The following is a 14,696-nucleotide window of genomic DNA, read 5'->3' on the forward strand; positions in this document are numbered from 1 at the left end:
CCCCCGGCCCAACGGAGTCCCGCACCCCGAAGGCCCCTCACCCCACCGGCGCCCGGCCCCCGAGCCCCGGGCGCCGGTGAGGCCCCCACGTCCGGGCACGCCGCCATGTCCGGGGGCGCCGCCACCTCGGGGTGCGTCGCAACCTCGGGGTGCGCCGCCACTTCCGGCCATGCCGCCACCCCCGGCGTGCCACCGCCCCCGGGCGCGCCGTCACCAGGCGCGTCGCCACGTCCGGACGTGCCACCACCGCCCCGGGCGTGCGCCGTCTCCAGCCGTGCCACCCGTGCGGGCGTGCCGCGACCTCGGCGTGCCATCGCCACCAGGCGCGCCCACCTTCGGGCACGCCCCGACCTCCGGACATACCGCCCTCCGGGGGCGGCCCCACCACCCCGCCGCCTGCCCCCACTACCTTGCGTGCCGCAACCCCGCGGGTCCCGTCACCTATGCGCCGCCCCCAGTGAGCGGCCGTCACCCCGTGCGGCGCGCCACCCCGTGCGGCCCGTCACCCCGTGCGGCGCGCAACCCCGTGGGCCTATCACCCCGTGCGGCGCGCCACCCTGTACGGCCCGTCGCCCCGCGAGGGTCGGCACCCGTGGTCGGCGCCTCGGTCAGGCTCGTAGGCGGAGGCCGCGGGGGGTTGGGTGGAAGCCCGCTTCCTCCAGGGCCGCTGCGAGGGGCGAGTCGACGATCGGCTCCCCGTCGGCCCGCTCCACCGTCAGCTTGCCCAGCGCCCCGTCACGCACAGCCAACGCCAAGGCGTCGACGGCGGGCTGCAACCGCTCCCCGTCGGCGAACGACAGCAGCGTCTTGCCGCCCCGCTCGACGTAGAGCACCAGGTAACCGTCGACCAGCACCACCAGCGCCCCCGCCTTCCGGCCCGGCTTGTGCCCGACTTCCCCCGGATGCGCCGGCCACCCCAGCGCGGCCCCGTACGGGTTGGCCGGGTCCGCCGCCGCCAGCACCACCGCCTGCCGCCCCCGCCCGGCTTCCCCCGTCCGGGACGAGGCCGCCCCTGAGGAGGCCGCCCCCGACGAGGCCGCCCAAGCAGCACCCGCCGGGGCGCGCCCGGACCCCGGCTCGCCGGACGGCGCCCCTTCCCAAGGCCCGCCTCCGTACGAAGCCGAATCCGTGGGCGTTCCCACCCCACCCCCGTACACCTCACCCCCCGACAGGGAGGCTGTCGGGGAGGTGAGGCTCGGGGACATGGCGCGCATCCGGTCGACCGCCCCCGGGAGGGCGAACTGCGCCCCGCCGAGCCCTTCGACGAAGTAGCCCCGCCGGCACCGCCCGCTCTCCTCGTACGCCCGCAGCACCTGGTAGATCGGCGTGAACCCGCCAGGCAGCCGTTCCGCCGTGACCGCGCCGCGCGTCACCACCCCGTGCCGTTCGAGCAGCGCCTCGGCCTGGGCCTGGGCCCGCTGGGTGGCGTCGGCGGCGGGCTCGGGGAGCAGCCACCAGCGCCCGCCCACGGTCGGCGGCCCGCTCCGGCTGGGCAGCACCGCCCGCCGCCGCCTGGTCGCGGGCCGGTGCGCGGGCCGTCCGGACCCGAGCGCGGCCCGCAGTGGCGCGAGCGTGTCGCCCGACACCTGCCCCGACCACACCAGGTCCCACAGCGCCGCGGCCAGCGTGGAGTCGTCGAGCGACCCGAGCCGGTCGGACAGCCCGCGGAAGAACAGCGCCCCGCCGCCGCCGAGCGCCTCCAGCACCTGTTCGTGCACCGGCGTCATGGTGATCTCGGCGGGCTCGGCCAGCAGCAGCGGCGCGGTGTCGGCGAAGTAGAGCGACACCCACCCGTCGCCGCCCGGCAGGGCCCCCTGCCCCACCCACATCACCTCGCCGGAGGAGGTCAGCTCGTCGAGCAGCGCCGGATGGTAGCCGGGCACCCGCGCCGGCAGCACCAGCGTCTCCAGCGCCGAGGCGGGAACCGCGGCTCCTTGCAGCAGCTCGACGGCCCGTACGAGCGAGTCCATCGCCCGCGCCGTGCCGCCGGAGCCGCCGGCGCGGGCGGCGCCCCGGGATCCGGTGATGCCGTGCCACGCGGGCAGGAACGTGGCCAGCGTCTCCGCCGAGACCGGCTCGACCTCCTTGCGCAGCCTGGCCAGCGACCTGCGCCGCAGCGTGCGCAGCACTCCGGCGTCGCACCACTCCTCGCCCCGCCCGCCGGGCCGGAACTCGCCGCTGACCACCCGCCCGGGCACGGCCAGCCGGCGCAGCGCGTCGGTCACCACGGCCACGCCCAGCCCGAACCGTTCGGCGGCCGTGGAGGCGTGGAACGGCCCCCGGGTGCGCGCGTGCCGCGCCACCAGGTCGGCCAGCGGGTCGGCGACCGGCTCCAGGAACACGTGGGGGATGCCCACGGGCAGCGGCGCCCCGAGCGCGTCGCGCATGCGGGAGGCGTCCTCGATCGCGGCCCACTGCGTCTCGCCCGCGATCCGTACGCGAATCGCCCGCCGCGCCCGCTCCAGCTCCTCCAGCCAGGCCGGGTCGCCGCCGCGTACGCTCACGTCGGGCGCGAGCAGCGGCCCGTGCGAGCGGAGCAGGTCGGCGAGGTCCTCCGGGTCGCGCAGCGGCCGGTCGAGCCGCGCCAGCTCCCGCTCGGTGTCGGCGATCACGTCGGGGTCGAGCAGCTCGCGCAGGTCGGCCTGGCCGAGCAGCTCGGCCAGCAGCGTCGTGTCGAGGGCCAGCGCCTGCGCCCGCCGCTCGGCCAGCGGCGCGTCGCCCTCGTACATGAACGCGCCCACGTAGTGGAACAGCAGCGACGCGGCGAACGGCGACGCCTGCGACGTCTCCACCTCCACCAGCCGCACCCGCCGCGCCGCCAGGTCGCGCATCAGCGCCACCAGCCCCGGCACGTCGAACACGTCCTGAAGGCACTCGCGCATCGTCTCCAGCACGATCGGGAACGAGGCGTACTGGGAGGCGACGCCGAGCAGATGGGCGGCCCGCTGGCGCTGCTGCCACAGCGGGCTGCGGCGGCCGGGGACGCGGCGCGGCAGCAGCAGCGCCCGCCCCGCGCACTCCCGGAACCGGGAGGCGAACAGCGCCGACCCGCCCAGCTCCTCGGTGACGATCTGCTCGATCTCGTCGGCGTCGAAGGCGGCCACGTCGGTCGGCGGCTCGGCCAGCGTGTCAGGGATGCGCAGCACGATGCCGTCGTCGGAGTGCACGGCCTGCACGTCGACGCCGTAGCGCTCGCGCAGCCGCCGGTTGATCGCCAGCGCCCACGGGGCGTGCACCCGCGCGCCGTAGGGGGAGTGGATGACGACCCGCCAGTCGCCCAGCTCGTCGTGGAAGCGCTCGACCAGCAGGGTCCGGTCGTCGGGCACGTAGCCGGTGGCCTCGCGCTGCTCGCGCAGGTAGGCCAGCAGGTTGGCGGTGGCGTAGGGGTCGAGCCCGGCCTCGCGCAGCCGGTCGGGCGACTCCTGGGCGGCCTGCTCGCGCAGGAACCCGCCGATGGCCTTGCCCAGCTCGGCGGGACGGCCGGGCGTGTCGCCGTGCCAGAACGGCAGTTTGCCCGGCTGCCCCGGCGCGGGCGAGACGAGCACCCGGTCGGCGGTGATGTCCTCGATCCGCCATGACGTCGCGCCCAGCACGAACACGTCGCCGACGCGCGACTCGTACACCATCTCCTCGTCGAGCTCGCCCACCCGGGACGCCTTCTCGCCCACGAGGAAGACGCCGAACAGGCCCCGGTCGGGGATGGTCCCGCCGTTGGTGACGGCCAGCCGCTGCGCGCCGGGGCGGCCCTGGAGGGTGCCCGTCACCCGGTCCCACACGATGCGCGGACGCAGCTCGGCGAACTCCTCGCTCGGATAGCGGCCGGCCAGCATGTCGAGCGTCGCCTCCAGCGCGCTCCTGGGCAGCGTCGAGTAGGGGGCCGCCCGCTTGACCACGGCCTCCAGCTCGTCGACGGTCCACTCGTCGAGCGCGGTCATCGCGACGATCTGCTGGGCCAGCACGTCGAGCGGATTACGCGGATAGCGCAGCTCCTCGATGAGGCCGCTCTTCATCCGCTCGGCGACCACGGCCGTCTGCACGAGGTCGCCGCGGTATTTGGGGAAGATCACGCCCTTGGACACCGCGCCCACCTGGTGACCGGCCCGGCCGATGCGCTGCAGCCCGCTGGCCACGCTCGGCGGTGCCTCCACGCACGCGACCAGGTCGACCGCGCCCATGTCGATGCCCAGCTCCAGGCTGGAGGTGGCGACCACGGCCGGCAGCCGCCCGGACTTGAGCGCCTCCTCGATCTGCGCCCGCTCCTGCTTGGACACCGAGCCGTGGTGGGCGCGCACGATCTCGGTGACCACGCCCTTGCTCGCCCCCGCCTGCGCCATCACCTCGGCGGGCACGCGCGGCGGCCCCGTCTCCCAGATCGACAGGTCGACGGCCTCGGCGCCCTGCTGCCGGCCGTAGGCCAGCTCGTTGAGCCGGGTGCAGAGGCGTTCGGCCAGCCGCCGCGAGTTGGCGAACACGATCGTGGACGAATGCGCCTCGATCAGGTCGAACAGCCGGTCTTCCACATGCGGCCAGATCGACCGGTTCGCCGGGTCGGGCGCGAGGTTCTCCGCGTCGGGCGGGCGGGACTCCACCTCCGTCATGTCCTCCACCGGGACGACGACCTCGACCTCGATCACCTTGTCGGACGGCGGCTGCACCACCGTCGCCGGGCGGGAGCCACCGAGGAACGCCGCGACCTCGCTCACCGGCCGCACCGTCGCCGACAGCCCCACCCGCTGGGCGGGCCGCTCCAGCAGCGCGTCGAGCCGCTCCAGCGTGAGCGCCAGATGGGCGCCGCGCTTGGTCGCCGCCACCGCGTGCACCTCGTCGACGATCACCGTGCGCACGCCGCGCAGCGCCTCCCGCGCCTGGCTGGTGAGCAGCAGGAACAGCGACTCGGGCGTGGTGATCAGGATGTCGGACGGCCGGGCCGCGAACCGCCGCCGGTCCTCGGCGGGCGTGTCGCCCGAGCGGATCGCCACCGAGATCTCCGGCACCGGCAGCCCCAGCCGCCGCGCCGTCTGCTTGAGCCCGGCCAGCGGCGCGCGCAGGTTGCGCTCCACGTCGACGGCCAGCGCCTTGAGCGGCGACACGTACACGACCTTGGTGCCGCCGCCCTCGGACGGCTCGGCGGCCAGCCGGTCGAGCGACCACAGGAAGGCCGCCAGCGTCTTGCCGGAACCCGTGGGCGCGACCACGAGCGTGTTGTCACCGCGCGCGATCGACTCCCACGCGCCGTCCTGGGCGGCGGTGGGCGCGGCGAACGCCCCGGCGAACCATTGCCTGGTCACCTGGCTGAAGTGGTCGAGCGAGCTCACGCGCTCATACTGCCTCGCCGCACCGACAGAAAACGCTTCGCCCCGCGCCGCGTGATTGAGCGGCCGCTCAGCGGACATACACCGACCGTGACCATCGACAACGCAGCCCTGGAGGCTCGCCGCGAGGAGATCCGCGAACGGTACGTCTTACCGCACCGTCCGTCGAGCAGCGCCCGCGGCCTGCATCACATCGCCCTGGTCTCGTCGGACGTGGAGCGCACCGTCAAGTTCTACCAGGAACTGCTGGAGTTCCCGCTCACCGAGATCTTCGAGAACCGCGACTACGAGGGCTCCAGCCACTTCTTCTTCGACCTTGGCAACGGAAACCTGCTGGCGTTCTTCGACTTCCCCGGCCTCGACCTCGGCCCGTACCTTGAGGTGTTCGGCGGCCTGCACCACGTGGCGATCTCCGTCGACCCCGCCACCTGGGAGCGGCTGCGCGGGAAGCTGGAGGCGGCCGGCGTGCCGCACCAGATCGAGAGCGGTGCCTCCATCTACTTCAAGGACCCCGACGGCGCCCGGCTGGAGCTGCTCGCCGACCACCTCGGGGAGATGTACGGCGCACGCGTGCTCTGACCCGGTACGGCTAGCGGCGCGACGCCCTGCGCGTGCGCGGCGTGCCCGCACGCGGTTCCTGCCTGATGCCCGCGTGCCTCTCGGCACGCTCTTCCTTCTCCTTCCGTACGGCGAGCCGCCGGTCGAGCTGTAACCGGCGCCGCCTGGCCTTGTTGGCCTTGACCTTGGCGGATCTGGGGGGTGAGGACTTGGGGGTCTTCGGCATGGGGATGTCCTACCCACTCCCGGGGGCGTCCCATACTTGGGTGATGCGCCTGACCGAGTTTTGGAGACGGATGCGCGAGCACTTCGGCGACGCCTACGCCGAGTCGTGGGCGCGTGACTACGTGCTGGCCCCGCTCGACGGCCGCACCGTCGTGCAGGCGCTGGCCGACGGCGAGAGCGCCAAGTCGGTCTGGCGGGCGGTCTGCCAGGTGGAGGACGTCTCTCCCCGGCTCCGCTGATCACTCGGCCTCCGGCGCCTCCAGCGCGTCCCTCAGCTTGTCGGCGGCCCCTTCCGGATCTTCGGCGTCGTGCAGCCCGCCGGGCGACCACAGGAACTGCCAGCCCTGCCGCGACGGGGTGGCGAAGACCAGCGTGCGCCGTCCCGAACGCGGATGCCACGTCCACAGCACCGGTTCGTCGCCGCCGACCAGCCGGCTCACCAGCCCCTGGCCCTTCAGCAGCGCGGCGAGGGCCTCCAGATGGGTGCGCCGTTCCCCGGTGTACGCGCTCGCCACGTCGCGGCCTCCTGACGTCTCCCTGTGAGTCTCCCCAGCTCACAGCCGCTGACAACACGTCCCTGTCGAATCGCGGACCGGCCCGTTCGTCATGCTTCGTGAAGAGACTCTTCGAGGAGGCACGATGATGAGGTTCGCTTTGCTGCTGTTCGACCCGGAGGGCTACGCGGAGTCCGTCACGGAGGCCGGGATGACGGCCGCGCTCGCCGAGCACGAGGCGTTCGCGCGCCATCTGAGAGAGCGCGGCGTCCCGTTCACCGGCGAGGCGCTGCACCCGGCGGCCCGCACGCTGCGCCCCGGCCCGCCCGGGGAGCCGCCGGTCGCCGCCGACGGGCCGTTCGTCCCGCTGCGGCACGAGCTGGCGGGCTTCTACCTGGTCGAATGCGCCGACCTCGACGAGGCGGAAGAGCTCGCCCGCCACTGCCCCATCGGCGCCGGCATCGAGATCCGCCCGATCTGGGACGCGCCGGGCCCATGAGCTGGGACGCGTCCGGCGGGTGAGCCCGAACCCGCCGGGCCCGTGACGGCGCGTTCGGCGTGTGATCGAACAGTCGTTCGGCTACCATGGACCTCGCCGGGCCACTTCTTCCCCGGCGGCGGCCAAAAATGTCGGTGGCAGGCCATAGCTTTCACTCGACTGTTCGGACCCAAGACTCTCCAGGGGGAGTTCCCATGGCAATCAACGACCGCGAGAAGGCCCTCGAGACCGCGCTCGCTCAGATCGAGCGGCAGTTCGGCAAGGGGTCCGTGATGCGCCTGGGCGATGACGCCCGAGCCCCCATCGAGGTGATCCCGACCGGGTCGATCTCCCTGGACGTGGCCCTCGGCATCGGCGGCCTGCCGCGCGGCAGGATCGTCGAGATCTACGGCCCGGAATCCTCCGGTAAGACCACGGTCGCCCTGCACGCGGTGGCCAATGCCCAGCGCGCGGGCGGCATCGCCGCCTTCATCGACGCCGAGCACGCCCTCGACCCCGAATACGCCAAGAAGCTCGGCGTCGACACCGACGCGCTGCTGGTCTCCCAGCCCGACACGGGCGAGCAGGCGCTGGAGATCGCCGACATGCTGATCAGGTCCGGCGCCGTCGACATCATCGTCATCGACTCGGTGGCCGCCCTGGTGCCCAAGGCCGAGATCGAGGGCGAGATGGGCGACAGCCACGTCGGCCTCCAGGCCCGCCTGATGTCCCAGGCCCTGCGCAAGGTCGCCGGCGCCCTCAGCAGCACCGGCACCACCGCCATCTTCATCAACCAGCTCCGCGAGAAGATCGGCGTCATGTTCGGCTCGCCCGAGACCACGACGGGCGGCAAGGCGCTGAAGTTCTACGCCTCCGTCCGCATGGACATCCGCCGCATCGAGACCCTCAAGGACGGCACCGAGGCGGTCGGCAACCGCACCCGCGTCAAGGTCGTGAAGAACAAGATGGCGCCGCCCTTCCGCGTCGCCGACTTCGACATCCTTTACGGCGTCGGCATCTCCCGCGAGGGCGGCCTCATCGACATGGGCGTCGAGCACGGCTTCGTCCGCAAGTCCGGAGCCTGGTACACCTACGAGGGCGACCAGCTCGGCCAGGGCAAGGAGAACGCCCGCAACTTCCTGAAGAACCACCCCGACATGGCCAACGAGATCGAGAAGAAGATCAAGGACAAGCTCGGCGTCGGCCCCCGCCTCGACACCCCGGCGGAGCCCGCCCCCGCGGCCGCCGCCGCACCGGCTCCCACCGGCCGTGGCTCCAAGTCCACGCCGAAGCCCGGTGACGTCTGATCGGTCGCCGCATGAGTGACAAGGATCCGGACCAGGCGCCCCACTCCAGAGACTGGGGCGCCTGGCCCGACCTCCCCACCACCCCACCCCGCCGCCGTCGCAAACCCACCCGCCTCGCCCCGGGCGGCCTAACCCGCCCCACCGACCCCCAGGGCCTCGACGACCAGGGCGCGGGCGCTTCGGGCGTCGGGGGTTCGGGCGTCGGCGCCCGAGGTGCCGACGGTCTGAGTGCCGACGCTCGGGGTGCCGGTGTCCCAGGGGCCGGTGCCTCAGGTGCCGATGCCTCCGCCCTGGATGCCCCGTCGTCCCGGGCCTCCGGGCGTGGCCGTTCTGGGCGTTCGACGACCTCGGGCCGTCGAGGTGGCCGACTTACGGGCCGTGGCCGTGGTGCCTCCGACGACCCGACCGGCACCCCAGGCGGTTCGTCGCGCGGTTCTCGCAACGGTGACGGTCCCTGGGCGGACTCCGACCGCAACGCCGGCCGGTCATCAGACAGTGGCCGCGACACCGGCTGGGCGCCGGGTGGCAGCGGTGCCTGGTCACCGGGCGGTGGCAGTGGTGGTGGCAGTGGCGGTGGCTGGTCGCAGGGTGACGATAACCGCAGCGGTGGCCGCCGACGGTTCGGTGATGGGCGCGACGAGCGTGCCGGTGGCGGTTGGCCGTCGCCGGACGAGTGGCAGGAACTGCGCCGCTCCCGATCGGCTGCCCCATCGTCCCCGGAACCGGATTCGGCCGCTCCGCAGTCAGAGGCGGCGGCGTTCCCCGGGACGGCGCACCCGTTCTTCGGGTCGGGCGATGCGGCGTCTGCGGGGGATCGTCCGGAGCCCGCCCCCTGGGAAGCGCCCACGGCGTCGGTGTCCTTCACCGAGCCACCTCAATTCGAGTTCGCCGACTCCAAGCCACCCGAACCCGACCCTGCCGGTTTTGAGCCCACCGGTTCCGGGCCCACCGAGCCTGCCGGTTCTGAGCCCATGGGCCCCGAGCCTGTCGGTTCTGAGCCTGTGGCGCCCGACGCTAGGGGACTTGGGCTTGTCGGGTCCGACGCTGCGGGGTCCGGCCCTGCGGGGTCCGACGCTGCGGGCGAGCCCGTAGGGTCCGATTCTGCGGGACCCGACCTCGCGGGATCCGATTCTGCGGGACCCGACCTCGCGGGATCCGATTCTGCGGGACCCGAGCCTGTCGGATCCGACCTTGCGGGAACCGAGCCGGTCGGGGCTCAGCCTGGGGAAGTCGGGCCTGAGCCTGGGCTTTCGTTCACGTCCGACAGTTCGGAGCCACCCCCGTTCGTGCCCCGTGAGGCCGAGCCGGAGCCTCCGCCGGCTCCCACTGCCGCCGAGCCCGCACCTCCGTTCGAGCGTACGGAACCCGAGCCCTCACCCTCCATTGCCCAGAACCCCGGCGCGGGGTCCGGTGAGCGGGTAGAGGCGGCGTTCGGTGGGCTGTTCGAGGGCGGGGGATCGGACGAGGGCCGGCCCGAGGAGCCCGGGGAGTGGGGCTCGGGGAAGGGGCGTCGTTCGGGAGGAAAGGGTCGGTACGGGAAGGGGCGGCGCTCCGGGCGGGGTGCTGCAGGCGGCGGTGGGCGTGGGGCCGGGCGCGGTTGGCTGCCTGACGGCCCGGATCAGGACTCACCAGCAGGTACGACCCCGCATGCCGATCCCGAGTCGGTAGCCCGGGCCATCTGCCTGCGGCTGCTCACGATGGCTCCCAAGACGCGCGCCCAGCTGGCCGAAGCCCTCCGCAAGCGGAACGTACCGGATGAGGCCGCCGAGACGGTGCTCGACCGGTTCTCCGAGCTGGGGCTCATCAACGACGAGGCGTTCGCCGAAGCGTGGGTCGACTCCCGGCACCACGGCCGGGGCCTGGCCAAGCGCGCCCTGGCCGCCGAGCTGCGCCATCGGGGCGTTGACTCCGAGACCGTCAACGAGGCCGTCGAGCGCCTGGACCCCGACCAGGAGCTGGAAACGGCCCGCCGCCTGGTGGAGCGCAAGCTCGCCAGTACGCGGTCCCTGGACCCCAAGGCCCGCACTCGCCGCCTGGCCGGCATGCTCGCCAGGAAGGGTTACCCGTCCGGCCTGGCGTTCCGCGTGGTCCGCGAGGCCCTCGAACAGGAGGGCATCGAGATGGAGGACGACTACCCGTAGGACGTCCACGCGGGTGGACGGCTGTCCGTATGGACGGCTGGCTGCAGGGAGCTGCCCGTACGAATGGTGACCCGTTCGAATGGCTGCCCGTATGGGTGGTGACCCCGTACGGGTGGTGACCCCGTACGGACGGTGACCCCGTACGGGCGGTGACCCCGTACGGGCGGTGACCGTCAAGGACGGTGACCCGGACAGATGGCGACCCGTGCGGGCGGTGATCCGGATGGGCGTGGCGTGTGGTGCCGTCGGGGCTCCGGGGGCTCCGGGCGCCAGAGAGCCGGCCGTGAGGGCGGTGCCGGATCGAGGGGTCCACCAGCGGTAGGGAGGGCGGTGTGTCCCGAGGTGTTCACGCACGGCGGATGCGAGCGTAAGACACGCTTGATAACGCGTTTGCTTGCTCGTGACCTGTTCGACGCATAACCTCGACGGCAGTGAGGAGTTACTCCGCGCAGTGCGGATTGCCATACCGGTGAACGACGGACTTACGAGTTTGAGTGATCGAGGCAGGCGAGGTGCCGGCTGCGGGTGTCGGCGCCCGATGTGCCTTGGCTTGATATCGGTCCTGGTGACGACGCCGATCGGGCTTTCCGTGCCGCGCCCGTGACCCTCCTGGGCGAGGGCCGCGTTTGTGGGTGTTGACGACGCGAGGAGGGCGGGGCGCACATGGGGCCGCTGGTCGTGGTGCTGTCGGTGGCGGTCGTGGCGCTGACGTGCGGGATGATGAGCGCCCTCTACATCGTCGTACGCCGGACGTCCGGCGGTGCGCCCGCGAAGAAGAAGCTGACCCCGGAGCAGGAGCAGGCTGTCACGGACGAGCTGGAGCAGGCCCGCGAGGAGGCCGGCAAGATCCGTGACCGGGCCGAGGCCGACGCGGAGGAGATCCTGCGCAGGTCGGAGGCGGCGGCGGAGAGCGCCGCGCAGATGCGCCGCGAGGTGGAGCAGGAGAGCCAGGTCCTGAAGTCGGAGCTGAAGGAGCTGCGCGCAGATCTGGAGCGGCGGGAGAGCCGCCTGGGTGAGCGTGAGCAGCGGCTGGACGAGGAGGCCAGGCGGCAGGCGGAGCGTGACCGCAAGCTGGCCGAGACGGAGATCGAGCTGGCCGACCGGCGTGAGGAGCTGCTGCGGGTCGAGGAGGAGCGGCGGGTCATCCTGGAGCGGGTCGCGGGCCTCACGGCCGAGCAGGCGAAGGCCGAGCTGGTCAAGGAGATCGAGAACCAGGCCAAGCGTGAGGCCGCGCTGATCATCCGGGAGATCGAGGGCGAGGCCCGCAAGGAGGGCGAGAAACGCGCCACGAAGATCGTGACGCTGGCGGTGCAGCGGGTGGCGGCGGAGCAGACGGCCGAGTCGGTGGTCAGCGTGCTGCATCTGCCGGGTGACGAGATGAAGGGCCGGATCATCGGCCGTGAGGGCCGCAACATCCGGGCGTTCGAGTCGACGACGGGCGTCAACCTGATCATCGACGACACGCCGGAGGCGGTGTTGTTGTCGTGTTTCGACCCGGTGCGCCGGGAGACGGCCCGGCTGACGCTGGAGAAGCTGGTGCTCGACGGCCGCATCCATCCGCAGCGGATCGAGGAGGCGCACGACCGCAGCCGCCAGGAGGTGCAGGACCTGTGTGCCCGCGCGGGCGAGGACGCGCTGGTCGAGCTGGGCATCACCGACATGCATCCGGAGCTGACGCTGCTGCTGGGCCAGCTCCGCTATCGCACCAGCTACGGGCAGAACGTGCTCAAGCATCTCATCGAGTCGGCGCACATCGCGGGCATCATGGCGGCCGAGCTGAAGATGGACCAGGCGCTGATGAAGCGCTGCGCCCTGCTGCACGACATCGGCAAGGCGCTCACGCACGAGGTCGAGGGCAGTCACGCGCTGATCGGCGCGGAGATCGCGCGGCGCTACGGCGAGCAGGAGGACGTGGTGCACGCCATCGAGGCGCACCACAACGAGGTCGAGGTGCGCACGGTTGAGGCGGTGCTGACGCAGGCGGCCGACGCGATCAGCGGCAGCCGCCCGGGCGCCCGCCGCGAGTCGCTGGAGGCGTACGTGAAGCGGCTGGAGCGGCTGGAGGAGATCGCGCAGTCGTACGAGGGCGTGGACAAGGTCTTCGCCATGCAGGCGGGGCGGGAGATCCGGGTGATGGTCAAGCCCGACGGGGTCGACGACATCCAGGCGCAGGTGATCGCCCGCGACGTGGCCAAGCAGGTGGAGGAGGAGCTCACCTATCCGGGGCAGATCCGGATCACGGTGGTGCGGGAGTCGCGGGCGACGGAGTTCGCGCGCTGATCAGGTGAACAGCTGCTGGTAGAAGGCCAGTTCGGCGGCCAGCGCTGCGGAGCGGGTCTCGGTGCGGCGGAAGCCGTGCGACTCGCCTTCGAAGGCGAGGTAGGTGCAGCGGACGCCGCGTTCGGACAGGGCGTCGGCGAAGGCGGACGACTGCTCGGGCGGCACGACGGGGTCGTCGAGCCCTTGCAGGAGCAGCATGGGGCAGGTCACGCCGTCGGCGAGGGCGAGCGGTTCGCGTTCGGCGTAGACGGCGGGGTCGGAGCCGACGAGCCATTCCACGTAGCGTGACTCGAAGTCGTGCGTGTGGGCGATCAGCGGGGCGAGCGCGCTGACCCCGAAGTAGGACACCCCGCCCGCGAACTCGCCGGACCGGCAGCAGGAGGCCATCACGGTCCAGCCGCCGGCGCTGGCGCCGCGCACCGCGATGCGGCCGGGCTGGGCGAGCCCTTCGGCGGCCAGCCAGCGGGCCGCCGCGACCGTGTCGTCCACGTCGACCAGCCCCCACGTGCCCTTCAACCGCTCGCGGTAGGCCCGGCCGTAGCCGGTGGAGCCGCCGTAGTTGAGGTCGAGCACGCCGATGCCGCGCGAGGTGAAGTACGCCTTCTCCAGGTCGAGCGCGACCCCGGCGTGCGCGGTCGGCCCGCCGTGCACGAAGATCACGTACGGGGGCGGCTCCTGGAGGATCTCGACCGGGTTGGCGGGCTCGTACAGGAAGCCGTGCACGCCGATGCCCGGCAGCTCGACCGGGCGCGGCGTGGGCAGGTAGGCGGGGTCGGGCAACCGCTCGACGTCGCGCCTGAGCGGCTCGGCCTCGCCGCTGGCGAGGTCGACGCGGACGACCGTGCGCGGCGTCGCGGACCCGTACGCGATCCCGGTGAGGGACGTGCCGTCGGCGCTGAGCGAGGGCTCCCAGCCGTCGAAGGGGAGCGGCAGGTCGGTGAGGACGCCGGTGCGCGGGTCGAGCACGCCGGCCCGCAGGTCGGCGCGGCCGTGCAGGACCGCGAGCCGGCCGTCGGCGAGGATCGTGTACGGGGCTCCGCCCAGGTTCCACAGGGGCCCGGTGAACTCCTCGTCGCGGGGGCAGAGCGGCCGGGGCGAAATGTCGTCGAGGCCCGTCTCGTACAGGTTCCACCAGCCGGAGCGGTCGGAGATCAGGTAAAGGGTGTCGTCGTCGCGCCAGCTCGGGGCCAGCACGGACTCCGACGGGCCGCCCAGCAGGGTGCGGGTGTGGCCGTCGGGCAGCCGGGTGACGCGCAGCTCGGTGCCGTCCCACGGCATGCGGGGGTGGTCCCAGCAGATGTAGGCGAGGTGGCGGCCGTCGGGGGACAGCGCGGGGAAGGCGTAGAAGTCGCTGCCGGTGACGTGCTCGCGCACCGGCCCGCCGGTCAGCGGGACGGACACGACGGCCCGGCTGACCTTGCCGTCGCGGTGGCGTTCGCGCACGCACCACACGTGGCCGTCGCGGACGAGCAGGTCGGCGTAGCGGTCGCCCTCGGGGGTGAGCGGGGTGCAGGCGCCGGTGTGGTCACGCAGGTAGAGGCGCTGGTCGGCCAGGTTGGCGAAGATCAGCTCACCGTCGGGCGTCACGGTGTAGGGGCGGCCGCCGTACTCGTGCACGCGGGTGCGGGCGCTCCACGGCGCGGGCAGCAGCTCACGGTGGCGGCCGTCGGCGGCGCGGTGCATGACCGTGGTGCGGCCGCCCTGCTCGGGCCGCTCCTCCGTCCACCATGTCTGCCCGTCGAGGGCGTGCGGCCAGCCGGCACGCGCACCGGCACGGGCGACGTCGGCGGTGGAGATGGGCGAGGGCCACGATGCGACGGGCATAACCGAATCTTGCCGGAAATCCGCGCCGCCCGTGGTCAAGGTCACGGTAATGGGGCCGCCGGATGGGCGGGGTCCCG

10 protein-coding genes are annotated in these 14,696 nt (G+C 73.1%); 6 read left to right on the plus strand and 4 right to left on the minus strand.

What is annotated here, in order from left to right:
* Positions 1 to 608: 608 nt before the first annotated feature.
* Positions 609 to 5,315 carry an ATP-dependent helicase gene (locus KME80_RS38350; protein ID WP_308126100.1) on the minus strand — a complete coding sequence of 1,569 codons (4,707 nt, stop codon included), beginning with the start codon at positions 5,313 to 5,315 and terminating at the stop codon, positions 609 to 611.
* Positions 5,316 to 5,402: 87 nt separating this feature from the next.
* Between KME80_RS38350 and KME80_RS38355 the strand changes: the two genes are divergently transcribed.
* Positions 5,403 to 5,891: a VOC family protein gene (locus KME80_RS38355; protein ID WP_219513434.1), complete on the plus strand. Its 489-nt coding sequence runs from the start codon at positions 5,403 to 5,405 to the stop codon at positions 5,889 to 5,891.
* Between the two features lie 10 nt (positions 5,892 to 5,901).
* Here the strand turns inward: KME80_RS38355 and KME80_RS38360 are convergent, their stop codons facing one another.
* Positions 5,902 to 6,096, minus strand: a complete 195-nt coding sequence (locus KME80_RS38360) for a hypothetical protein (RefSeq protein WP_219513437.1) — start codon at positions 6,094 to 6,096, stop codon at positions 5,902 to 5,904.
* Positions 6,097 to 6,139: 43 nt separating this feature from the next.
* Here KME80_RS38360 and KME80_RS38365 point away from each other — a divergent pair, with 43 nt between their 5' ends.
* Entirely contained in the window at positions 6,140 to 6,334 is a 195-nt protein-coding gene (locus KME80_RS38365) for a DUF3046 domain-containing protein (protein ID WP_219513439.1), read from the plus strand.
* On the opposite strand, the gene KME80_RS38370 is transcribed toward KME80_RS38365, so the two are convergent.
* Positions 6,335 to 6,610 (minus strand): hypothetical protein, encoded by a 276-nt coding sequence (locus tag KME80_RS38370; protein WP_219513441.1) that lies wholly within the window; start codon positions 6,608 to 6,610, stop codon positions 6,335 to 6,337. It lies immediately after the preceding gene.
* A gap of 124 nt (positions 6,611 to 6,734) precedes the next feature.
* Between KME80_RS38370 and KME80_RS38375 the strand changes: the two genes are divergently transcribed.
* From KME80_RS38375 to rny, 4 genes are all read left to right on the plus strand, one after another.
* Positions 6,735 to 7,088, plus strand: a complete 354-nt coding sequence (locus KME80_RS38375; RefSeq protein WP_219513458.1) for a YciI family protein — start codon at positions 6,735 to 6,737, stop codon at positions 7,086 to 7,088.
* A gap of 194 nt (positions 7,089 to 7,282) precedes the next feature.
* On the plus strand, positions 7,283 to 8,374 hold the full coding sequence (gene recA, locus KME80_RS38380; RefSeq protein WP_219513467.1) for a recombinase RecA: 1,092 nt from the start codon (positions 7,283 to 7,285) through the stop codon (positions 8,372 to 8,374).
* 971 nt (positions 8,375 to 9,345) lie between these two features.
* The gene (gene recX, locus KME80_RS38385) at positions 9,346 to 10,515 is read left to right on the plus strand and encodes a recombination regulator RecX (RefSeq protein ID WP_219513598.1); all 1,170 of its coding nucleotides are present in this window, start codon (positions 9,346 to 9,348) and stop codon (positions 10,513 to 10,515) included.
* A gap of 663 nt (positions 10,516 to 11,178) precedes the next feature.
* The gene (gene rny / locus KME80_RS38390) at positions 11,179 to 12,795 is read left to right on the plus strand and encodes a ribonuclease Y (RefSeq protein ID WP_219513480.1); all 1,617 of its coding nucleotides are present in this window, start codon (positions 11,179 to 11,181) and stop codon (positions 12,793 to 12,795) included.
* Here rny and KME80_RS38395 read toward each other — a convergent pair whose 3' ends face one another.
* Complete coding sequence (locus KME80_RS38395; protein ID WP_219513482.1) at positions 12,796 to 14,619, minus strand: S9 family peptidase; 1,824 nt, start codon at positions 14,617 to 14,619, stop codon at positions 12,796 to 12,798.
* Positions 14,620 to 14,696 lie beyond the last annotated feature (77 nt).

This window comes from Nonomuraea ceibae (assembly GCF_019396325.1).
In the GTDB taxonomy this organism is placed as follows: Bacteria; Actinomycetota; Actinomycetes; order Streptosporangiales; family Streptosporangiaceae; genus Nonomuraea; species Nonomuraea ceibae.

Excerpts from the sequence above, each read along its gene's own strand:
- KME80_RS38360 (WP_219513437.1), bottom strand. The coding sequence starts at position 6,096 with ATGCCGAAGACCCCCAAGTCCTCACCCCCCAGATCCGCCAAGGTCAAG.
- KME80_RS38365 (WP_219513439.1), top strand. The coding sequence starts at position 6,140 with ATGCGCCTGACCGAGTTTTGGAGACGGATGCGCGAGCACTTCGGCGAC.
- KME80_RS38375 (WP_219513458.1), top strand. The coding sequence starts at position 6,735 with ATGATGAGGTTCGCTTTGCTGCTGTTCGACCCGGAGGGCTACGCGGAG.
- recA (WP_219513467.1), top strand. The coding sequence starts at position 7,283 with ATGGCAATCAACGACCGCGAGAAGGCCCTCGAGACCGCGCTCGCTCAG.
- recX (WP_219513598.1), top strand. The coding sequence starts at position 9,346 with ATGGGCCCCGAGCCTGTCGGTTCTGAGCCTGTGGCGCCCGACGCTAGG.
- rny (WP_219513480.1), top strand. The coding sequence starts at position 11,179 with ATGGGGCCGCTGGTCGTGGTGCTGTCGGTGGCGGTCGTGGCGCTGACG.
- KME80_RS38395 (WP_219513482.1), bottom strand. The coding sequence starts at position 14,619 with ATGCCCGTCGCATCGTGGCCCTCGCCCATCTCCACCGCCGACGTCGCC.